This is a genomic window from Billgrantia gudaonensis (assembly GCF_900100195.1).
In the GTDB taxonomy this organism is placed as follows: domain Bacteria; phylum Pseudomonadota; class Gammaproteobacteria; order Pseudomonadales; family Halomonadaceae; genus Halomonas; species Halomonas gudaonensis.
In genome coordinates this window covers 92,737-114,052 of sequence record NZ_FNES01000002.1, presented here as the reverse complement: position 1 = coordinate 114,052, position 21,316 = coordinate 92,737, and the positions used below count along the sequence as shown (strand labels likewise).

The window sequence follows — 21,316 nt, the reverse complement described above, 5'->3', positions numbered from 1 at the left end:
CGAGTAACGCATCTTAGTCCTCTTCGTGTCTTAGGATGGACTGATACAGAGAAAAATAGCTGTCAGCCATGCTTTCCGGGCAGAATGTCTGGAGCGACTCCCTCGCGCTCCTGCAAAGCTGATCTCTCAAACCTGGAGAGCGATACAGCCTTACCAGCGCTTCGCTCAGCGCATCGGCATCTCCATTCGGAATCAGCAGGCCCGTTTCGTCATGCTCCACGATATCGGGTATGCCGCCTACGTTCGAAGCGACGACCGGAATGCCGGCATCCATCACGTCCAGCAGAACGGAGCCCAAGCCTTCATTGCGTGAGGGAAAGGCAAAGACATCCAGGCCAGCCAGGTAGTCGGCGACATTCTCCTTGAATCCCAGCCAGGTGACGTTCGACAGGTCGCTCGCTTCATGCTGCAGCGCCTCGCGATCTTCGCCATCGCCCAGAAAGACGAAATGCATTTCGGGAAAGCGCGGCTCCAGGATGCGTGCCGCCTTCAACAGTACACGCTGCCCCTTGTGTCGATCCACTAGAGCGCCGGCATGCCCGACCAGGAACTTGCCGGGAAAGCCGGCACGAAAGCACTTCGTAGCCTCCTGAGAACTTGTCAGGCCCGAGAAGGCACTGGGTATGAGTTTCACGTCTCCCCAGCCACGTGCCTCGAGGTGGCGCTGGATCGTTCGTGAAATTGCCACTCGGCAAGCCGCACGGCGGTAACACCAGCGATTGACTGCTTTCTCCTTGACCGGAGTATCGACCCGCCGTGTCAAGATATAGGGCGTGCCTTTCACAAGGCGATGCAGAGCTGCCCAATGCACGGCCTTGGCTTCATGGGCATGCACGATATCCGGCTTTCTCACGTGCACATGCCCGGCCAACTGATGGCTGGCAGCGACGAACCGCAGGTTCGCGACATGAGCCAGACGCTCACGAAGCGGCGAGTCGGTTCGACATACCAAGACTTGCTGTAGATTGCTGCGAGCGGCTAACCCCTCTATCAATAGCGCCGTTTGGCGCTCACCGCCACGGAACCCCTTCGCTAAGTTGACATGAGCGATTCTCAATTTTCATTCCTTGCAAACCCATTCTCACCAGATCTTCTCGAAATCTTCTGCCTCAAGAACCTTGGCATCACGTTGATACTCCAAAAGCTTCGCATATTTCAAATAACTGTTTACTGCAGCGCTCAAGGATACCGTCATGCCATCCACCCCACCGGCAAATCCATGCTGGAAAAGATATTTCCTTATGAATGCATTCGTTCCGTGAACGAATGGTGACCAAGCATTGGCACGCTTGCCTTTCTTGTACATGACCTTTGCTGCTCGCGTACTAAAGTTTCTCTCCGGCTTTGAAAAGAGCTCGCCGATATTCTCGAAAGAGTAATGGATCATGTCAGCTTTTATATAGCCAACATCTTTTGCCGCTATGCTCGAATGCTGCTCAACCTCTTTGAATCCGACCTTTTCCTTGTCATACAAACGCACACAGTAATCCGGATACCAACCACAGTGGCGCACCCATCGCGAGCCGATCATATTTTTTCTGCGGAAAGCAAAGGCCTCATGCCCTGTCGCACCGAGTTCCAGGTTCCGTATGGCATGCACCAGTTCATCCGATAGCCTTTCGTCCGCATCGACGCTCAACACCCACCGGTTCCCGGCATGCTCATTGGCAACATTTTTCTGAAACCCATCACCAAGATAGGGCTGCGTAACCACCTTCGCCCCTTTTTCTTTGGCAATGTCAACGGTCGCGTCCTCGCTCCCCGAATCAACTACGATGACTTCATTACACACTTGCGCGACCGAATCGATGCATGCACCGATATTTGACTCTTCATTAAGAGTAATGATGTTTGCGCTTATCATGAGCTTCGCATTCAAACTAAGAAACACGGTTTGTAAAAAACATACGGATGACAGTATACGGGAAAAACGCTATGCTGATTGGTCACTCTGCTAGTTCCCTCTGACCTAGACATCATGCCAAGATTTTTTCCTCGTGTCTTCAATAGCCAGCTACGCTGGGCCGTCCTTCTGATCATGGGCCTGTGGCTGGGCCATGCCATCGCCTCCATGGCGCTGCTGCCCATATGGTTGATGTTTCCCATTGCCGCTGCTTGGCTGTGGCTGGGCCGGCAATTTCGCTGGGGAGCTGCCACGCCTCCCGCCCAGCGCCACTGGCCCTGGTCACTGTTTCCCATCGCCCTATGGGGGCTATACATTTATCTAGCCGACAGCTTCGGCGAAGTCGATCTGGGTGCGCTTTTCTTCCACCTTCAAGCCGGCATGCAGGGCCATGGGGGCGTCGACCGCAGCCTCGCGGCCATCGGCTACACGCTATCGATGGTGGCCTTGCTGGCAAGCTTTACCTGGTTGACTCACCACGATGGGCGCTGGCAACGGATCGAACACTTCCTGGCTCTGGTGCTGCTGGCCAGCAACCCGTTGCTCTATGGCGTCTCGCAACGTGGCGCCGCCATCGTCATCGATGATGGCGCCTGGTTCGACCGCCAGTATGTCGAGCCCGTCGTTCTCGAGGCGCCTTCCTCTCCTCCCAATTTACTGATTCTCTATCTGGAGAGCATCGAGCGGACCTATGCGGATCGTGAGCGTTTCGGCGATGTCTATGCCGACCTGGAAGCCATCGGCGAGGAGGCGCTGGTCTTCGAAGGCGTCAAACAGATCGACAATACCGGCTGGACCATGGCGGGCATGATCGCCAGTCAATGCGGCACCCCGCTGATGCCGGCTGGGCTGCTCCACGACAGTCAGCTCGAGCCGCTCGAACAGGTGGTTCCCGGTGCGGATTGTCTGGGGGATATTCTGTCGTCCCATGGCTATCGGCTGAGCTACCTCGGTGGAGCGAGTACCGATTTCGCCGGCAAGGGCGTCTTCTACGAAGATCACGGTTTCGACCGGATACTGGGCCGCCAGCAATTGCAGCCTCGGCTCGAGGATCCGGACTACGTCAACAACTGGGGGCTCTATGACGACTCCCTCTACGACTTCACGGTCGAGGAGATACGCCGACTCGACGACGAGGCCGATGGGCCCTGGGGCGTGGTCGCACTGAGCATCAGCGGCCATGCCCCCAACGGCTATCCTGCACAACGCTGCCGTGAACGTCAGGGCGAGTTCGACGGGCGGGACATTCTGTACTCAGTGGAGTGCTCGGCCTGGCTGACTCGCCAACTGCTCGAACGACTCGACGGGGAGGGTCTTCTCGACAATACCCTGGTGGTGGTCACCAGCGACCACCTGACGATGCGGGTCTCTGCCTGGGAGGACCTGATCGAGACCGAACGCGAAAACACCTTCATGCTCCTCGGTCCCTATGTGCCAGCCGAACGGCGCGAGCGCGATGCCTCGATGATGGATGTCTTCCCCACGGTGCTCGAGGCCATGGGCTTCACCATCGACTGGCACCGCGCCGGGCTTGGCGTCTCTCTACTGTCGGACGAACCCACCCTGGTCGAGGAACACGGCCTGGAGACGCTCAATGAGCGCATGCGCGGAGAGACGGCCCTGCAGGAGCGCCTGTGGGACGGCCTGGCCCCTAAAGGTGCTGAGAAGGCGCCGGACCCCTCCCCGGAGCAGGTGGTTGAAACTCCCGAGGACATGGCCGACGACCCCGCACCGGACATGCAGTGACTCCGCCTCAACCGCTGGCGATGCGCTCGCCGGCCGGACCGTCAGCTGCCAGGATTGCCTTCAACAGACGATCCGGCGAGAGATCGACCAGACACCGAGTATGGCCAAGAGGGCAGTTGCGCTCGAAGCAAGGGGAGCATTCCAGCGCTAGATAGTGGATCTCGGCATTGTCGGTCAGGGGGGGCGTATAGCGCGGCGATGAAGAACCGTAGATGGCCTGTATGCGCGTCCCCACTGCCGCGGCCACGTGCATCAACCCGGAGTCGTTGGTCACCACCTGGCGGCAATCGGCGAGCAGGTCGACCGCATCGCCCAGGCGTGTCTTGCCGCACAGGTCGTGGGCCCGCGCCAGCCCAGCGGTGATCGCCTTACCGGCCTCGGCATCCTTGGGCCCGCCCAGCACGCGGACCTCGAAGCCCGTCGCAATGAGACGCTCGGCCAGCTCGCGGAAGTGCCCCAGAGGCCATTGCTTGGCCGGACCGTACTCGGCACCGGGCATCATGCCGATAGCGGGTCGCGACGAGAGTCCATGAGCCAGGCGCTGTTCGACGAGGTTGTCCGGATCCACGGAGAGCCGCGGATGGGGCAATGCGAAGTTGCCGGTGGCCGTTTCTTCTGCCGGCAGGCCCAGTGCCACGAAGCGCTTGACGGTCTGGTCCAACACTCGCTTGTCGAGCGGCCGGCGGTCGTTGAGCAGGCCGAAACGTTGCTCACCGGTAAACCCCGTTCGCCGAGGAATACCGGCCAAGAAGGGCACGAGCGCCGACTTCCATGACCGCGGCAACACGATCGCCCAGTCGAAGCGCCCCCGCAGCCGTTTCGCCAGCGCACGCCGCGGCCGCCAACCGAACTTGCCATGCTGGGTCGCCAGCTCGGCCACCTCGCCCACTTCCGGCATGCGCTCTAGAATGGGGCGCGACCAGGCCGGCGCTGCCACACCCAGGTGGCAGCGGGGATATCGGGCTTTGAGCGTTTTGAACAGGCTCTGCGCCATCACCATGTCGCCAACCCAGGAAGGACCGACCACGAGGATGCGAGGCGCCGCGCCGGCATCAGCCATTCAACCACTCCAGATAGTCACCCACGCCCTCGGCCACGGTACGGAAATCGCGATCGTAGCCCGCCTTGCGCAGCCGCGATATGTCGGCGCGAGTATAACTCTGATAGCGCCCCTTGAGCTCCTCGGGAAAATCGATGTACTCGATTTCGCCACGGCCATAGTAGTCGATCACTGCCTCGCCGATCGCCTTGAACGGTTCGGCGCGCCCGCTGCCCAGGTTGAAGATTCCGGATTCGTCAGGATGATCGAGGAACCACAGGTTGACGTCCACCACGTCACCCACGTAGACGAAATCCCGACTCTGCATGCCCGCCTCATAGCCGTCCCATGCCCCGAACAGCTTGAGATTCTCGCCCGCGCTCACCTGAGTGTGATGGTGGTAGGCCACGCTGGCCATTTTCCCCTTGTGCTGTTCGCGGGGACCATAGACGTTGAAGTAACGAAATCCCACCACCTGGCTATCGAGCTCGTGCCAGCGAGCACGCACGTACTGGTCGAACAACAGCTTGGAGTAGCCGTAGACATTGAGCGGTTTCTCGTGCTCGGGCGCCTCCACGAACACCTCGCTGCCACCATAGGTGGCCGCCGAGGAGGCGTAGAGGAAGGGGATTCCCTGGCGCTGGCAGAAATGCAGCAGCACCTTGGAGTATTCGAAGTTGTTGTCGAGCATGAAGCGACCATCCCACTCGGTGGTGTCGGAACACGCTCCTTCATGGAAGATCGCCTCGATGGGCGGTAGCCGTGAGGGTTCGCCACGCAACACCGCTTCCACACGCGCACGGAACTCGTCCTTGTCCAGGTAGTCACCGAGCGAACAGTCCACCAGGTTGACGAACTTGGTACCGTCCGAAAGGTCATCGACGACCAGGACGTCATCGTGGCCGCGCTGATTGAGCGCCTTGACCAGATTGGCACCGATGAAGCCGGCTCCGCCTGTCACTACGATCATGGAATTCCTCTCTATGGCGCAGCAGGCTGCGCCTATAACCAATGTGCCTGTGATTGTATACTTGGCCACCAGTGAATTCATGGCCAACGGTGCTTTCCGATGACGCTCTCGACACTCTCGTCGACCTCGACCCCGGGGCCGACGCCGGACGCGACGACCTTCCAGGGCCTGATCCTGGCCCTGCAGCAGTACTGGGCCGAACAAGGCTGTGTGGTGCTTCAACCGCTCGACATGGAGGTCGGCGCCGGCACCTTCCACCCTGCCACCTTCCTGCGTTCCATCGGCCCCGAGTCCTGGAACGCCGCTTATGTACAACCCTCGCGTCGCCCTACCGACGGTCGTTACGGCGAGAACCCCAACCGCCTGCAGCACTACTATCAGTTCCAGGTGGTGATGAAGCCTTCTCCCGCGGACCTTCAAGCGCTCTACCTCGGCTCGCTGGAGCGCCTCGGCATCGATCCTCTGGTGCACGACATCCGTTTCGTCGAGGACAACTGGGAATCCCCGACCCTGGGCGCCTGGGGCCTGGGGTGGGAAGTGTGGCTCAACGGCATGGAGGTGACCCAGTTCACCTACTTTCAGCAGGCCGGCGGCCTCGAGTGCTTCCCAGTCACTGGCGAGCTCACCTACGGCCTGGAACGCATCGCCATGTACCTGCAGGACGTCGACAGCGTCTACGACCTGGTGTGGACCGTGGCACCCGATGGTTCACGGGTCACCTACGGCGATGTCTATCTGCAGAACGAACGCGAACAATCCGCCTATAATTTCGAACATGCCGATGTACCGGCGCTATTCGCGGCTTTCGACCACCAGGAACAGGAGTGCGGCAAACTCCTTGCCGCTAGCCTGCCGCTTCCCGCCTACGAGCAGGTGCTCAAGGCCTCGCACACCTTCAATCTGCTCGATGCCCGCCACGCCATCTCGGTGACCGAGCGCCAGCGCTATATCCTGCGCGTGCGCACCATGGCCCGCGATGTCGCTCACACCTACTATGCATCGCGCCGAGCGGCCGGCTTTCCCATGGCACCCGAAGCGCTGCGCCGAGAGCTGCTGGCCGAAGAATCGCCGACCGACCAGGGAGACGCATGAGCATGGCCGCCACTACCTTTCTGCTGGAACTGGGCGTCGAAGAACTGCCGCCCCACGCCATCGATACCCTCTCCGACGCCCTGGCCGACGGCGTCCGCCACGGCCTCGCCGAGGCCGATATCGAACATGGTGCCATACGCGCCTATGCAACGCCTCGCCGCCTTGCCGTACAGGTCCATGAGTTGGCCGACAAGCAGCCCGACCGTGAGGTCGAGCGCCGCGGCCCGGCGCTCGCCGCCGCGTTCAAGGAGGGCCAACCCACCAAGGCGGCCGAAGGCTTCGCCCGCTCCTGCGGCGTCGACGTAAGCGAGCTGATCCATCTGGAGACCGACAAGGGCACCTGGCTCGGTTATCGCGAGCGGCGCCCCGGCGAAGCCACGAAAAACCTGCTGCCAGACATTGTCAGCAAGGCCATTGCCGCTTTGCCAGTTCCCAAGAACATGCGCTGGGGAGCCTCCCGTACCGAGTTCTCGCGCCCCGTCCACTGGCTGGTCATGCTGTTTGGTAGCGATGTCGTAGCTGCCGAGGCACTCGGCCTCACCGCCGGTCGCACCACCTTCGGACACCGTTTCCATGCCCCGCAAGCGATCGAGCTGGCTCATGCCGACGACTATCTCTCCGCCATGGAGAACGCCTGGGTATTGGCCGATCGTGAACAGCGACGCGAACGCATCCGCGAACAGGTGCTGGCCGAGGCCGAGGTACAAGAGGCTACGGCCGTCATCGATGAAGACCTGCTCACCGAGGTCAGCGGCCTGGTCGAATGGCCGGTAGCGCTAACCGGCAGCTTCGACGAGCGCTTTCTCGAGGTACCGCCCGAGTGTTTGATCTCTTCGATGAAGGCCAATCAGAAGTACTTCCACCTGCTGGACGAGCAAGGGCGCCTCAGGCCGCTGTTCATCACCATCGCCAACATCGACAGCGCCGACCCGCAGCAGGTCATCGAGGGCAACGAACGAGTCATTCGCCCCCGCCTGGCCGATGCCGCCTTCTTTTTCGATACCGACCGCAACCGGCCACTGGCCGATCGCATTCCCGAGCTTGCCAGTGTGCTCTTCCAACAGCAGTTGGGCTCCTTGACCGACAAGGCTCACCGCAACGCTGCCGTGGCCGCCTTCATCGCCGGCCAGATCGACGGCGATGTCGGCCACGCTCGGCGTGCTGCCGAGCTCGCCAAGTGCGATCTGGTTACCGAGATGGTTCTGGAATTCCCCGAGTTGCAGGGCACCATGGGGCGTTATTACGCCATCCATGACGGTGAACCCGAGGAGGTCGCACAGGCTCTCGAGGAACAATACCTGCCGCGCTTCGCCACCGATGCGATTCCCGTGACGCGCACGGGCCTGGCTCTGGCGCTCGCTGATCGTCTCGACACTCTCACCGGCATCTTCGGCATCGGCGCCCGTCCCACCGGTACCAAGGACCCATTCGCACTGCGCCGGGCAGCCATTGGTGTGTTGAACATCCTGGTCAAGGGCGAACTCGACCTCGACCTGCGCGAACTGCTCGAACTGGCTACCGCTCAGCATCAGGAACTGCCCTACGCGGGCGGTCTGGTCGACGAAGTGCTCGGCTACATGCTCGACCGTTTCCGCGCCTGGGCCCAGGACGAAGGCATCGATGCTGAAGTGTATCTCGCCGTGCGTTCTCGCCCCGTCACCCGGCCGTTGGATTTTGCACGACGGCTGCGTGCCGTCGCTGCCTTTGCCGGTCGCGACGAGGCGGCGGCATTGGCCGCTGCCAACAAACGCGTTGCCAACATCCTTGCCAAGCAGGATGAGCCCATCCCCGCCTCGGTCGACCCCCAGCGCCTTCAGGAGGACGCAGAGAAATCCCTTCACCAAGCCGTCATGGCTCGGCAGGAGCGCGTCATGCCATTGTTTGCCGAAGGCCGTTACCAGGAAGCACTCGATGCCCTGGCCAGCCTGCGGCAGCCCGTCGATGCCTTCTTCGATCAGGTGATGGTCATGGCGGAAGATCCCGAGATTCGTGCCAACCGCCTGGCTCTTCTGGCCGCGCTACAGGCTCTCTTCCTCGAAGTGGCAGACATTTCCCTGCTTCAGCAGTGACCGCTTTGCGCTGTGCGTGCATTCTCGGGCCGGCCGGGGGTTGGGGCCCCTCCGGCCTTTTCCGGTTCGTTCCACGTGGAACGCCTTGCTGAAGCACGACTTAGCCAACGGAAAGTCGTTCACCCCAACCTGGCGGTCCCGACCATTGTTCCACGTGAAACATCACTGCTCAGCGCAGCTGTGAGCAGATACCCACCGACAGGCAGAGGCTCCAAGATGGTGGATGCTGTTTCATGTGAAACATGCCACGATACCCATTCCACACCGACGAACCGTCACGATATGCCTAGCGCAGACCGACTGGTCATCTTGGACCGCGATGGCGTGATCAATCGAGATTCCGATCACTACATCAAGTCACTGGATGAGTTCATCCCCTACCCCAGCGCTATCGAGGCCATCGCGCGATTGACCCACTCCGGCTGGACGGTGGCCGTCGCCACGAACCAGTCGGGAATCGCCCGCGGCTATTACGATCAGGACACTCTCGACACAATGCATCGTCGACTTCACGACCTGGTCCGGCAGGCGGATGGAGAGATTGCGCACATTGCCGTGTGCCCGCACGGGCCGAATGATGGATGCGACTGCCGCAAACCGCTCCCCGGTCTGCTGCATGAAATTCGTGACGTCCTCGGACTGAGTGCTCTGGAAGGTGCCTGGATGGTCGGCGACAGCCTGCGCGACCTTCAGGCCGGCGAGAAGCTCGGCTGCCACTCGGTTCTCGTTCGCACGGGAAAGGGGGACAGAACCCTGGCCAAGGGTGAAGGCCTCGACCAAGCGCATGTCTTCGCGGATCTCGCCACTTTCGTTGACTGGCTACTCGCTACGCAATAGCCCGCAGCCCGCAGCCCGCAGCCCGCAGCCCGCAGCCCGCAGCCCGCAGCCCGCAGCCCGCAGCCCGCAGCCCGCAGCCCGCAGCTAGTATATTGCTCAGTACTTGTAAGCAAGTGGCCGGAGCCTTTGCCACAGAAACACGAAGCCCCGCGTAGAATGCCACTTCGCGGGGCTTCGCTTTGCGCCTGCCGTGTTTCACATGAAACACATCACACCGACATTGATCAGATATCCAAATTGGCCACAAGGGCATTGCGCTCGATGAAGTCGCGGCGCGGCTCCACTTCATCGCCCATCAGCGTGTTGAACATCATGTCGGCAGCCACCGCGTCCTCGATGGAAACCCTCAGCAGACGACGGGTATCCGGGTTCATCGTAGTTTCCCACAGCTGCTCGGGGTTCATCTCACCCAGCCCCTTGTAGCGCTGGATGGAAAGGCCGCGCTGTGCCTCGTTCATCAGCCACTCCAGCGCCTCGTAGAAATTCGCCACGGGCTTTTCGCGCTCACCGCGAGCGATGTAGGCTCCTGGTTCGATCAGGCCTTCGAGCGTTTCCCCCAAGGAGGCCATGGCCCGATAGTCAGCACTGGTGAAGAAATCGATGCCCCACACGTAATCGGTGCTGACGCCGTGCGCCGTCAGGGTGACGGCAGGCAGGAAAAGGCCGCGTTCGACGTCTTCCTCGATGCGGAAGGTATAACGCGGGCCTCCTTCGTAGGCCACCAGTGCATCCATTTCCTGCTGCAGGAAGGCTATCCAGCGCTGCATCGTGACACGGTCCTTGAGGCTCGCCTCGCCGTCCAGAGGCGCTGCATGGACGACCTTCCGCAGCACGACATTGGGATAAACCCGGGACAAGCGATCGATACGCTTCATGACATCACGGTATTGATTCACCAACGCCTCGAGCTGGGCCCCGGCCACTGCTGGCGCCTCCGGATTGACGTAGAGACGTGCGCCATCCATTGCCGTCGTGGTGAGATAATCGAGCATCGCCTGCTCGTCCTTGAGGTAGAGCTCCTGCTTTCCACGCTTCACCTTGTAGAGCGGCGGCTGGGCAATGAAGACATGGCCACGTTCGATCAACTGCGACATCTGCCGGAAGAAGAAGGTGAGCAACAAGGTCCGTATGTGCGAACCATCCACATCCGCATCGGTCATGATGATGATAGAGTGGTAGCGCAACTTGTCCGGGTTGAATTCCTCGCGCCCGATGCCACAGCCCAGGGCAGTGATCAGAGTCCCCACCTCGGCTGAAGAGAGCATCTTGTCGAAACGCGCCTTCTCGACGTTGAGGATCTTGCCCTTGAGCGGAAGGATGGCTTGGGTCCGTCGGTCACGGCCCTGCTTGGCGCTACCCCCGGCTGAATCCCCCTCCACCAGGAACAGTTCGGAAAGGCTGGGATCCTTCTCCTGGCAGTCAGCCAGCTTGCCCGGCAGGCCCGCGATATCCAGCGCTCCCTTGCGGCGGGTCATGTCACGAGCCTTGCGCGCCGCTTCTCTGGCACGAGCGGCATCGAGCATCTTGCCGACGATCGCCTTGGCTTCGTTGGGTCGCTCGACGAGGTAGTCGGCAAGCTGGCGGCCCATTTCTTGCTCCACGGCCGTCTTGACCTCGGAGGACACCAGCTTGTCTTTTGTCTGGGAAGAGAACTTGGGGTCTGGAACCTTCACCGAGATGATCGCGGTGAGTCCCTCTCGGGCGTCGTCCCCTGACGTATTGATCTTGGTCTTCTTGAGCAGACCTTCCGACTCGATGTAGCCATTGAGGCTACGAGTCAGAGCAGCACGAAACCCCGCAAGATGAGTACCACCATCACGCTGCGGAATGTTGTTGGTATAGCAGAAGATGTTCTCCGAAAACGAGTCGCTCCACTGCATCGCCACTTCGACTCCCACGCCATCTTCGCGCTCCACGTTGAAGTGGAAGACCGGATTGAGCACGGTCTTGTTGGTATTGAGATGGTCGACGAAAGCCTTGAGCCCGCCATCGTAGTGGAAGAGCTCTTCCTTTCCGCTTCGCTCGTCGATCAGTCGTATGGCGACTCCAGAGTTGAGAAACGACAGTTCACGAAGGCGTTTGGCCAAGATATCGTAGTGAAACTCGATGTTGGCGAAAGTCTCTGAAGACGGCTTGAAGTGAATCCGCGTGCCACTTTTCTCTGTCTTTCCCACGACGTTCAGTGGCGCGTCGGGCACGCCATGATGGTACACCTGCTCGTGAACCTGCCCGGCCCGCCATATCGTCAGCCTGAGCTCTTCGGAGAGCGCGTTCACCACCGAGACGCCGACACCGTGCAAACCACCGGATACCTTGTAGGAATTGTCGTCGAACTTGCCGCCGGCATGGAGCACCGTCATGATCACTTCGGCTGCCGAGACTCCCTCTTCCTGGTGGATGTCCGTGGGTACGCCCCGACCGTTGTCGCTGACGGTTACCGATTCATCGGGATGGATGATGACTCGAATCTCGCTGCAGTGGCCGGCCAGCGCTTCATCGATGGAGTTGTCCACCAGCTCGAACACCATGTGGTGCAGGCCGGTTCCATCATCGGTATCGCCGATGTACATGCCAGGCCGCTTGCGTACCGCGTCCAGGCCCTTGAGAACCTTGATGCTCGATGAATCGTAAGCCTGTTCGCTCATTGACTACTCCGTCATGAAGTCTGTCCGTGCCCGGTAGGCACCAGCCGCCCCTGCCCACTGGGCGATTGTTCCACGTGAAACATCGTCAGCGAGGTGTGGGACGACCAGGGCCCCACTAGGGCATCGTGTTCAACGCTGGTGATGAAGGTCTGGCAGCCCATCCTTTCCAGCAGCTGGCAGAAGACGCGCCGATGGTCAGTGTCCAGCTCCGCCGGCAAGTCATCCACCAGGTAAAGGCAGGTGCGGCCGGTCATGCGTTCCAGCAGCCGCCCCTGCGAAAGCTTCAGTGCGCTCACCACCAGTTTTTGCTGGCCGCGAGACAATACTTCCACCGCGGGATGGCGTCCCAGGCGAATGCGCAGATCGGCCCGTTGCGGCCCCTGCTGGGTAAAACCCATCTGGCGATCCGTCTCTCGCGCCTGCGAGAGAACCGTTTCCAGATCGCGCTGGCGGTCCCAGCCTCGAGAGTAACGCAGTGTCAGTTCCGGCAAAGGCAACAGATCGGCCAGCGTCTCTTCGAATATTGGCTGGAACGCGGACATCCAGCGGCACCGAAAGTCATCCAGGCGCTGTCCCCAGTGAGCCAGCTCCGACTCCCAAATCGGCAATGAATCATCGGATATTTTACCATGCCTGAGCAGGGCATTCCGATGCTTGAGAGCGCGTCGAGCCCGACGCCAGGCATCGAAGAACGCATGTTCCACGTGAAACACGCCCCAGTCGATGAATTCCCGCCGGCCGGCCGGCGGTCCTTCGAGCAGCCGGAAAGAGTCGGGATTGACGAGCTGCAATGGCAGCGCCTCGGTCAGCCGGGCCAGCCGGTGCACACGCTCGCCGGCCAAGCGCAGCTCCAGCTCGCTCACATCGCGGGCACGACGCAACCCGATGGGAAACGACGCATCGCCATCATCCACTCGCGCAAAGAGCGTCATCACGTCGGCGTCATGGGCGATGGCATGTTTGAGATGGCGGGTTCGAAACGAGCGCCCCATGCCCAGCAAGTGAAGGCCTTCGAGCACGCTGGTCTTGCCGCTGCCGTTAGCACCCACCACTAGGTTGATACCTGGCCCGGGGGTGACATCTATCGCCGAAAGGTTGCGCAACCCATTGAAGCAAAGACGATTAATGGGCATTCGCGAAACACTCAAGAGCCTTACAGGCGCATCGGCATGACGACGTAGAGCGCATCTCCTCCGCCGGGCTCTTCCAGCAAGGCACTGCTGTTGGAATCGGAAAGCGTCATCTGGATGCGATCCTCTGCCACGACATTGAGCACATCGATCAAGTAGCCCACGTTGAAGCCGATCTCCAGCGCTTCACCGCCATACTCCACGGCAACGTTCTCCTCGGCTTCCTCCTGCTCGGGATTATTGGCCATGACCTGGAGATTGCCTTCGGCGAGATGCAGGCGCACGCCACGGTACTTCTCATTGGAAAGAATGGAGGTTCTTGAAAGCACCTGGCGCAATTCCGTGCGATCGGCAATGAATACCTTGTCACCACCACGTGGCACCACGCGCTCGTAATCGGGGAACTTGCCATCGACCAGCTTGGAGGTGAACGTGAAGTCGCCGGTATGGGCACGTACATGGGTGCTGCCAAGGGTGAGGGTGACCGGCTCGTCGCCATCATCCAGCAAGCGAACCAGCTCCATCACGCCCTTGCGCGGTACGATGAGCTTGCGCGGGCTTTCCAAGGCGACCTCGGCCGGACGCGAACAGACGGCCAGGCGGTGTCCGTCGGTAGCCACTGCCCGTACCAGGTTGCTGTGTAGGTCCAGCAGCATGCCGTTCAGGTAGTAGCGCACGTCCTGCTGCGCCATGGCGAAGGCGGTGGCGTCGATGAGGTGTTTCAGAGTACCGCGAGGCAAGCTCAGCTCGATGTCGCCCTGGGCATCTTCGATATTGGGAAACTCGGCAACCGGAAGCGTCGACAGCGTGAAACGCGAGCGACCGCTGCGCAGAACGGCCCGCCCCTCCTCCAGAGTGAAATGCAGCTCGGACTGATCGGGGAGCGACTTGCAGATGTCCATCAGCTTGCGGGCCGGTACGGTGACGGCACCCGGCTCATCGACCTGAGAGGCTGCGGTACGCCCTATCAACTCGACCTCCAGGTCGGTGCCGGTCAGCGCCACCTGATCGGGGTCGACCTGAATCAGCACATTGGAAAGCACCGGCAAGGTCTGGCGGCGTTCCACGACACCGGCCACCAGCGCCAGGGGGCGCAGCAGGGCTTCACGCGAGATGGAAAACTTCATGGTCGGCTCCACGTCTTGTTCCTGAAGGGTGATATATGGCGTTGGGGGAAACCCGTGTTCAGCTCGTCAGCAATCGCAAGAGGTTCTTGTAGTCTTCACGGATATCGGCACTCTCTTCCTGCAACGCCTGCACCTTGCGGCAGGCGTGCAATACCGTAGTGTGATCGCGCCCACCGAAGGCATCGCCGATTTCCGGCAGGCTGTGGTTGGTCAACTCCTTGGCCAGCGCCATGGCCACCTGGCGAGGGCGTGCCACGGAGCGGGAGCGCCGCTTGGAGAGCAAATCGGCGAGCTTGATCTTGTAGTACTCCGCCACCGTGCGCTGAATGTTGTCGACACCGACCTGCTTGTCCTGCAGGGCCAGCAGATCCTTGAGGGACTCGCGGATGAAATCCTGGGTGATCGTCTTGCCCATGAAATGGGAGTCGGCGATCACCTTCTTCAGCGCGCCCTCGAGCTCGCGAACGTTGGAGCGAATCTTCTGGGCAATGAAGAAGGCGGCGTCGTGTGGCAGGTCGACCTTGGCCTGGTCGGCCTTCTTCATCAGGATGGCGACCCGCGTCTCCAGTTCCGGCGGCTCGATGGCCACCGTGAGCCCCCAACCGAAGCGTGACTTGAGACGCTCTTCGACGCCACTGATCTCTTTGGGATAGCGGTCGGAAGTGAGGATCATCTGCTGACCGCCCTCGAGCAGGGCATTGAAAGTGTGGAAGAACTCCTCCTGAGAGCGCTCCTTGCCGGCGAAGAACTGAATGTCGTCGATGAGCAGCGCATCGACGCTGCGATAGAAACGCTTGAAGTCATTGATAGCGTTGAGTTGAAGCGCCTTGACCATGTCGGCGACGAAGCGCTCCGAATGCAAGTAGACGACACGCGCATTCTCGCGCCGAATGGCCAGAGCATTGCCCACGGCGTGCATCAGGTGCGTCTTGCCCAGCCCCACTCCCCCATAGAGGAACAGAGGATTGTAGGCCCCCCCGGGATTCTCGGAGACCTGACGCGAGGCCGCACGAGCCAACTGGTTCGACTTGCCCTCGACGAAGGTATCGAACGTGAAATTGGGATTGAGGCCGCTACTGTGCTTGAGGCTACCCTCGACCTGAACTTCGCGTTCTCCACGGCGACCGACGGATGCCGAGCCTTCCTCGTTCGACGACTCGATCTCGCGCTCATCGCCGATATCGCCGCGTGGCGGTGTCTGCACGGCCGGCGCGCGAGGGCTTGCGGAAACCGGTGCACCCAGTTCACGGGGCTGTGGTTTGGCCACCGCCGCCCGTCGGCTACCCACGGTAAGCACTACCCGCGGCGGCTTGCCTTGTGCCAGTTCGCGCAGCAGCTCGTTGATGCGCTTGGCGTACTTGTCGCCCACCCAGTCACGCACGAAGCGATTGGGCGCCAGCAGGCGCAGCTCGTCGGACTCCCCCTCTTCCGCCTGCAACGGGCGAATCCAGGTGTTGAACTGCTGAGCGTTCAGCTCATCCTGCAGGAAATCCAGACACTGTTGCCAGAGAGCCAGCGACACGCGACCTCACCCCGGTTGATGAATGACCGATCATTGTATCCTTCCCCCGGCAGGTTATCCACATGCGTGCACTCCGCCTCCTGGTTACGACCGACAACCCATATCCACACCTTTATACAATAAACAGGCGATTGTTTAATAAGAATAAAGCGCAATTATCCACAACTCGGCACCGCGCTCCTGCCCACAGGCCGAACCGCCACGCTCCGGGCAGAGCCCATTCCGACGGCAGAAACCAGGGGCGCAACAATTGCGTCGAAGCGGCGAAGTCACTACAATTTCCGGTCTTGAACCGAATCCTCCCGGGGCCGCACGTGGCCTCAGGGTGCTGTCTTGAAGACGTTCCGTCCAATTTAACCACGTGGGAATCAAGAGTTATGAAACGCACTTTCCAACCCAGCGTTCTCAAGCGCAAGCGTGTGCATGGCTTTCGTGCGCGCATGGCCACCAAGAACGGCCGTGCCGTACTGGCACGTCGTCGCGCCAAGGGCCGCAAGCGTCTGAGCGCCTGATCGCGGATTGCCCGTGTCCGGTCATGGTTTTCCCCCTCGGTTGCGCTTGCTGACTGCCGGGGACTACCGCCACGTCTTCGATCACGCTGCTTTCAAGGTTCACGGCAAAGGGCTGCTGGCCCTGGCGTGCCCCAACCAGCAAGGACACGTCCGACTCGGCCTGGTGTTCAGCAAGAGAAACGTTCGCCGCGCCGTCGATCGCAATCGCCTGAAGCGGCTTGCCCGCGAGTCCATCAGACTCCAGCAACATAGGCTACCCGCCGTCGATATCGTGGTGCTGGGCCGTCGTGGCGCCCATGAACTGGATAACGCTACGCTCCATCGCCAGCTGCATGGCATGTGGCGCCGGCTGGAACGGGACGTTCGCCAGTCGAAGGCATCCTGAGCGGATGCGGTGCCGGTTTCCGCCACGATAGCCTGCCTCGGGCAGGCTTTCGCGTATATCGGCCTGGCAGCAGGCCCCGTTCCAGCGGCATGTACACTACCCACCGGGCAGAACCCTCATGGACGTAAAACGACTCCTACTGTTGATTCCTCTGGCCGTGCTCGCCTACATGATCATGGTGCAGTGGAACCAGGACTATGGCCAGAACACGCCTGAGCCGAACACTCCCAGCGTCACCACCACGGCCAGCGAACAGGAAGCCGAGACGGCCGAAACGCCTGATGAAGAAGGCCTTGCCGTCCCCAGCGCCCCGCGCGAACAGGACGAAATGGCCGGCGACATGCCTAGCGACACGGCACGTCCCGGCACCAGCCGGGATCTGATCGTGGTGGAGACGGACGTCCTCGACTTGCGCATCGATCCCCAGGGCGGCGACGTCGTCTACGCAGCACTGCCGCAGCACCGGCTCACGCGAGACAGCGAGCACCCCTACGTGATGCTGTCCGACAGTGAAACGCGCAGCTACGTGGCGCGTTCCGGGCTACAGCTCGATGGTCACTCGGGCCGCATCAGCTATACGCCGGAAACCACGGAATACCGACTGTCCGAGGATGAGGATAGCCTGGAAGTCGACCTGGCCGCCGAAATCAACGGCGTGGAGGTCATCAAGCGCTTCACCGTCGAGCGTGGCAGCTATGCCGTGGATGTCAGCTACCATCTGGCCAACCAGAGCGAGGAGCCGGTGACGGCTCGCTTCATCGGCCAGCTGGCTCGCGACAACAGCCCCGACCCCTCGAGCGGTCCGGCACTCGGCATGCAGTCGTATCTGGGAGCGGCCTTCTCGACGCCGGATGACCGCTACCAGAAGGTCAGCTTCGAAGACATCAAGGAAGGCAACTTCGCCAACCGCGATGCCCAGGGTGGCTGGGTCGCCATCATTCAGCACTATTTCGTCTCGGCGTGGGCACCCTCGCAGGACGAGCAGAACCTCTATTACGCCACCACCGATTCCCGCGACCGCAACGTGGCCGCCATGGCCGGCCCCGTTGCAACGCTGGCCCCGGAAGAGAGCGCTCGCCTGGGCGCCACTCTCTACGTCGGCCCCAAGGTACAGGACTACCTCGAGCAGGTGGCGCCCAACCTGAAGCTCACCGTTGACTTCGGCTGGCTGTGGTTCATCGCCAACCCGCTGTTCTGGCTGCTCGACCAGATCCACAACCTGATCGGCAACTGGGGCTGGTCGATCGTCCTGCTCACCGTGCTGGTCAAGCTGGTCATGTGGCCGCTCTCCGCCAAGGCCTACAAGTCGATGGCGCGCATGCGCAAGCTGGGCCCGGAAATGCAGCGTCTCAAGGAGCAATACGGCGATGATCGCCAGAAGATGTCCCAGGAGATGATGAAGTTCTACCAGAAGGAGAAGATCAATCCCCTCGGGGGCTGTCTTCCCATCCTGGTGCAGATGCCGGTATTCATCGCTCTCTACTGGATGCTGCTGGAGTCCGTGGAGCTGCGCCACGCCCCCTTCATGTTCTGGATCCAGGATCTGTCGGTGAAGGATCCCTACTTCATCCTGCCGATCCTGATGGGCGCTTCGATGTTCGTCCAGCAGCTGCTCAATCCGACACCGCCGGATCCCATGCAGGCCAAGATCATGAAGATGCTGCCCGTGGTCTTCACTTTCTTCTTCCTGTGGTTCCCGGCAGGCCTGGTCATCTACTGGGTGGTCAACAACGTCATCTCGATCGCCCAGCAGTACGTGATCACGCGAAAGATCGAGAGCGACCCAAGTGTCGGCAAGGGCATGAAGGCCAAGTAGGCCCTCCTTACTTCCGAGCCGCCGACCCCCGCCCCGTGCGGGGGTCTGGCGTTTGCGCCCCCGGAAACCGACAATGGTGCAGCCAGGAGACGACAATGCCCGAGACCCTCTACACGCCGGACACCATTTGTGCACTCGCCACTCCGCCGGGCCGCGGCGGAGTGGGCGTCATTCGCGTTTCAGGGCCGCTCTGCCGCACCATTGCCGAAGCCGTGGTAGAGCACTACCTTTCTCCGCGACACGCCCACTACGGGCCGTTTCGCGGAGAGCACGGCGTCATCGACGAGGGCATCGCCCTCTTCTTCCCCGGCCCGCACTCCTTCACCGGCGAGGACGTACTGGAGCTACAGGGCCATGGCGGGCCAGTGATCATGGATCTACTGCTCGAGCGCTGCGTGCAACTCGGCGCCCGGCTGGCACGCCCCGGCGAATTCTCCGAGCGCGCCTTCCTCAACGACAAGCTCGACCTGGCCCAGGCCGAGGCCATCGCCGACCTGATCGAAGCCAGCTCGCGCGCTGCCGCCGAGAATGCCCTGCACTCGCTGCAAGGCGAGTTCTCGGCCCGCGTCGAGACGCTGGTCGAGCGCCTGATCGAGCTGCGCATGTACGTGGAAGCCGCCATCGACTTCCCCGAAGAAGAGATCGACTTCCTTGCGGATGGTCGTGTGGCCGAGATGCTGGATGGCGTCAAGACGGAGCTGGCCAGCGTCCGCACTGCCGCCGGTCAGGGTGCGCTGCTGCGGGAAGGCATGAACGTGGTAATTGCCGGACGCCCCAACGCCGGCAAATCGAGCCTGCTAAACGCCCTCACCGAGCAGGAAACCGCCATCGTCACCGAGATCGAGGGCACCACCCGCGACGTGCTGCGCGAGCACATCCACATCGACGGCATGCCGCTGCACGTGGTCGACACCGCCGGACTCCGCGATACGCCGGATGCCGTGGAGAAGATCGGCGTGGCCCGCGCCTGGGAAGAAATCGAAAAGGCCGACCGGGTGCTGCTGATGGTGGATGCCGCCACCACCGAGGCAACCGACCCCATGGCCATCTGGCCCGAATTCGTGGCCCGCTTACCCGACCCCGCGCGCCTGACTCTGGTACGCAACAAGATCGACACGAGTCATGAAGACGCCGGGCTCGATCTGACCACCGACCATCCCGTGGTGCGGCTGTCGACGAAGACGGGCGCGGGCATGGACGACCTGAAAGCGCACCTCAAGACGGTCATGGGCTACGCCGGCACCACCGAAGGACGCTTTTCGGCGCGCCGCCGCCACCTGGATGCCCTGGACCGCGCACGAGAGGCACTGGACAACGGCGAGGCACAGCTGGACGGCCATGGCGCCGGCGAGCTACTGGCCGAAGACCTGCGCCAGGCTCAGCAGGCTCTGGGCGAGATCACCGGCGAGTTCAGTGCCGACGACCTCCTGGGCGAGATCTTCGGCAGCTTCTGCATCGGCAAATGAACGGCGCAATCACGAGCCCACCCATTGCAGCATCCTGGGCAATCCGGCGGATACATCGAGCCTGAGCAAGGTTCGGCCATCGATCATTGATAGGCCGATCAGATGAACCGGCGAAACAGTTGAGTCATGTCGAACAGCTCTTCCAGCCTTTCGTAGCGCGCGCGAGTTTCCGGCCAACGTTGCTCCTGAACGGCCGCGATCATGGCCTCCAGCAGCATCATGGTCGCGATGTTGGAATCCCAGCCAGAGGGAATTTCCACCCAACAGTTGAACGTGAAGTCGGCTACCGACGAGATGGGCGACCCCCACTGATCGGTGCATAGAACGATGGTAACCCCACGGTTGCCGACGAGTTCCGCCAGGCGCAGCAAATTCGTCTCGTAACGCCGGATATCGAAGATCAGTAGGGTTTCCCCCGGCTCCATATCGAGCACGTAATGCGGCCAGGTGCCGGAGGACGAGGCCATGTGGGTCACATGAGGACGCACCGCCTGGAGGTGAGTGAAGGCATAATCGGCCAACGCATGAGTGATCCGACCGCCGACGATATACAGGCGCTTGTCGGCATCCGCCAGCTTGTCAATCACCTGATCGAAGCGAGCGGACTCGATATGCGCAAAGGTCTGCTCCAGGTTATAGCTGACAGCCTGGGAAAAGCGATTCAGCAAGTGCGTCTCGGGCGCCTCTGACAGCCAGTTGTTGCGCCGTTGAGTGGGCCCTACGCCTTTGGCCTCGAGCTCATGAAGCAATGCCTGATGGAACTGGGGATAGCCCTTGAACCCCAGCTTCTTGATCATTCGCGCCACGGTGGGAGTCGACACTCCCGCATTGCTGGCCACGGCGGTGATCGAGGCGAGTCCGGCCGCCGGGTAGTTCTCCAACAGGGTGCCGGCCAGCTTGCGCTCCGACGGCGTCAGTTCTGAATAATGCTGGCGAATCAGCTCACGTACCGTAGGTTTAGTCGTCGTCAAGAGTCACCTGTCTGTGATGATCCATATATCGGCCGCTTCGTCAGCGACCGGCGTCGAGCCGCCTACTGAATAAATCTTGACGTAAT

General features: G+C 61.3%; 17 protein-coding genes. 8 read left to right on the top strand and 9 right to left on the bottom strand.

All coding sequences use genetic code 11. The features are described 5' to 3' along the window. Positions 1-13 precede the first annotated feature (13 nt). Both BLP96_RS02585 and BLP96_RS02580 read right to left on the bottom strand, forming a co-directional pair. A complete protein-coding gene (locus BLP96_RS02585; protein ID WP_089682794.1) occupies positions 14-1,057 on the bottom strand; it encodes a glycosyltransferase family 4 protein in 1,044 nt (347 codons plus the stop codon). Between the two features lie 24 nt (positions 1,058-1,081). Next, positions 1,082-1,864, bottom strand: coding sequence for a glycosyltransferase family 2 protein (locus tag BLP96_RS02580; RefSeq protein ID WP_089682792.1), 783 nt, complete (start codon positions 1,862-1,864; stop codon positions 1,082-1,084). 114 nt (positions 1,865-1,978) lie between these two features. Between BLP96_RS02580 and BLP96_RS02575 the strand changes: the two genes are divergently transcribed. Next, positions 1,979-3,649 carry a sulfatase-like hydrolase/transferase gene (locus BLP96_RS02575; protein ID WP_245682141.1) on the top strand — a complete coding sequence of 557 codons (1,671 nt, stop codon included), beginning with the start codon at positions 1,979-1,981 and terminating at the stop codon, positions 3,647-3,649. A gap of 7 nt (positions 3,650-3,656) precedes the next feature. On the opposite strand, the gene waaF is transcribed toward BLP96_RS02575, so the two are convergent. Next, complete coding sequence (gene waaF / locus BLP96_RS02570) at positions 3,657-4,709, bottom strand: lipopolysaccharide heptosyltransferase II (RefSeq protein WP_089682790.1); 1,053 nt, start codon at positions 4,707-4,709, stop codon at positions 3,657-3,659. Next, entirely contained in the window at positions 4,702-5,658 is a 957-nt protein-coding gene (rfaD, locus tag BLP96_RS02565; RefSeq protein ID WP_089682788.1) for an ADP-glyceromanno-heptose 6-epimerase, read from the bottom strand. Before rfaD ends, waaF begins: the two co-directional genes overlap by 8 nt. A 99-nt stretch (positions 5,659-5,757) precedes the next feature. Here rfaD and glyQ point away from each other — a divergent pair, with 99 nt between their 5' ends. The 3 genes from glyQ to gmhB all read left to right on the top strand — a co-directional run bounded on the left by glyQ (position 5,758) and on the right by gmhB (position 9,656). Next, positions 5,758-6,750: a glycine--tRNA ligase subunit alpha gene (glyQ, locus tag BLP96_RS02560; RefSeq protein ID WP_089682786.1), complete on the top strand. Its 993-nt coding sequence runs from the start codon at positions 5,758-5,760 to the stop codon at positions 6,748-6,750. A gap of 2 nt (positions 6,751-6,752) precedes the next feature. Then, complete coding sequence (gene glyS / locus BLP96_RS02555; RefSeq protein ID WP_089682784.1) at positions 6,753-8,819, top strand: glycine--tRNA ligase subunit beta; 2,067 nt, start codon at positions 6,753-6,755, stop codon at positions 8,817-8,819. 282 nt (positions 8,820-9,101) lie between these two features. Continuing rightward, on the top strand, positions 9,102-9,656 hold the full coding sequence (gmhB, locus tag BLP96_RS02550) for a D-glycero-beta-D-manno-heptose 1,7-bisphosphate 7-phosphatase (protein WP_089682782.1): 555 nt from the start codon (positions 9,102-9,104) through the stop codon (positions 9,654-9,656). Between the two features lie 224 nt (positions 9,657-9,880). Here the strand turns inward: gmhB and gyrB are convergent, their stop codons facing one another. The 4 genes from gyrB to dnaA are packed head-to-tail and all read right to left on the bottom strand — an operon-like array spanning position 9,881 to position 16,080. After that, positions 9,881-12,301: a DNA topoisomerase (ATP-hydrolyzing) subunit B gene (gene gyrB / locus BLP96_RS02545; protein ID WP_089682780.1), complete on the bottom strand. Its 2,421-nt coding sequence runs from the start codon at positions 12,299-12,301 to the stop codon at positions 9,881-9,883. A gap of 11 nt (positions 12,302-12,312) precedes the next feature. After that, a complete protein-coding gene (gene recF / locus BLP96_RS02540) occupies positions 12,313-13,434 on the bottom strand; it encodes a DNA replication/repair protein RecF (protein WP_089682778.1) in 1,122 nt (373 codons plus the stop codon). A gap of 20 nt (positions 13,435-13,454) precedes the next feature. Further along, positions 13,455-14,558, bottom strand: a complete 1,104-nt coding sequence (gene dnaN / locus BLP96_RS02535; RefSeq protein ID WP_089682776.1) for a DNA polymerase III subunit beta — start codon at positions 14,556-14,558, stop codon at positions 13,455-13,457. Positions 14,559-14,616: 58 nt separating this feature from the next. Continuing rightward, a complete protein-coding gene (gene dnaA / locus BLP96_RS02530; RefSeq protein ID WP_089682774.1) occupies positions 14,617-16,080 on the bottom strand; it encodes a chromosomal replication initiator protein DnaA in 1,464 nt (487 codons plus the stop codon). 377 nt (positions 16,081-16,457) lie between these two features. Here dnaA and rpmH point away from each other — a divergent pair, with 377 nt between their 5' ends. The 4 genes from rpmH (at position 16,458) to mnmE (ending at position 20,259) form a co-directional block, all read left to right on the top strand. After that, positions 16,458-16,592: a 50S ribosomal protein L34 gene (gene rpmH / locus BLP96_RS02525; RefSeq protein ID WP_010626003.1), complete on the top strand. Its 135-nt coding sequence runs from the start codon at positions 16,458-16,460 to the stop codon at positions 16,590-16,592. Positions 16,593-16,605: 13 nt separating this feature from the next. Then, a complete protein-coding gene (rnpA, locus tag BLP96_RS02520) occupies positions 16,606-16,977 on the top strand; it encodes a ribonuclease P protein component (protein ID WP_089682772.1) in 372 nt (123 codons plus the stop codon). Between the two features lie 118 nt (positions 16,978-17,095). Then, the gene (yidC, locus tag BLP96_RS02515; protein WP_089682770.1) at positions 17,096-18,793 is read left to right on the top strand and encodes a membrane protein insertase YidC; all 1,698 of its coding nucleotides are present in this window, start codon (positions 17,096-17,098) and stop codon (positions 18,791-18,793) included. A 95-nt stretch (positions 18,794-18,888) separates the two neighbouring features. Further along, positions 18,889-20,259, top strand: a complete 1,371-nt coding sequence (mnmE, locus tag BLP96_RS02510; protein ID WP_089682768.1) for a tRNA uridine-5-carboxymethylaminomethyl(34) synthesis GTPase MnmE — start codon at positions 18,889-18,891, stop codon at positions 20,257-20,259. 98 nt (positions 20,260-20,357) lie between these two features. Here mnmE and BLP96_RS02505 read toward each other — a convergent pair whose 3' ends face one another. Continuing rightward, on the bottom strand, positions 20,358-21,230 hold the full coding sequence (locus BLP96_RS02505; RefSeq protein WP_089682766.1) for a MurR/RpiR family transcriptional regulator: 873 nt from the start codon (positions 21,228-21,230) through the stop codon (positions 20,358-20,360). Positions 21,231-21,316 lie beyond the last annotated feature (86 nt).

Bases quoted from the DNA above. Each gene is read 5' to 3' on its own strand.
- gyrB (WP_089682780.1), bottom strand. From the start codon at position 12,301: ATGAGCGAACAGGCTTACGATTCATCGAGCATCAAGGTTCTCAAGGGC.
- rpmH (WP_010626003.1), top strand. From the start codon at position 16,458: ATGAAACGCACTTTCCAACCCAGCGTTCTCAAGCGCAAGCGTGTGCAT.
- mnmE (WP_089682768.1), top strand. From the start codon at position 18,889: ATGCCCGAGACCCTCTACACGCCGGACACCATTTGTGCACTCGCCACT.
- BLP96_RS02580 (WP_089682792.1), bottom strand. From the start codon at position 1,864: ATGATAAGCGCAAACATCATTACTCTTAATGAAGAGTCAAATATCGGT.
- glyQ (WP_089682786.1), top strand. From the start codon at position 5,758: ATGACGCTCTCGACACTCTCGTCGACCTCGACCCCGGGGCCGACGCCG.
- dnaN (WP_089682776.1), bottom strand. From the start codon at position 14,558: ATGAAGTTTTCCATCTCGCGTGAAGCCCTGCTGCGCCCCCTGGCGCTG.
- BLP96_RS02575 (WP_245682141.1), top strand. From the start codon at position 1,979: ATGCCAAGATTTTTTCCTCGTGTCTTCAATAGCCAGCTACGCTGGGCC.
- glyS (WP_089682784.1), top strand. From the start codon at position 6,753: ATGGCCGCCACTACCTTTCTGCTGGAACTGGGCGTCGAAGAACTGCCG.
- waaF (WP_089682790.1), bottom strand. From the start codon at position 4,709: ATGGCTGATGCCGGCGCGGCGCCTCGCATCCTCGTGGTCGGTCCTTCC.
- rfaD (WP_089682788.1), bottom strand. From the start codon at position 5,658: ATGATCGTAGTGACAGGCGGAGCCGGCTTCATCGGTGCCAATCTGGTC.
- yidC (WP_089682770.1), top strand. From the start codon at position 17,096: ATGGACGTAAAACGACTCCTACTGTTGATTCCTCTGGCCGTGCTCGCC.
- gmhB (WP_089682782.1), top strand. From the start codon at position 9,102: ATGCCTAGCGCAGACCGACTGGTCATCTTGGACCGCGATGGCGTGATC.
- recF (WP_089682778.1), bottom strand. From the start codon at position 13,434: ATGCCCATTAATCGTCTTTGCTTCAATGGGTTGCGCAACCTTTCGGCG.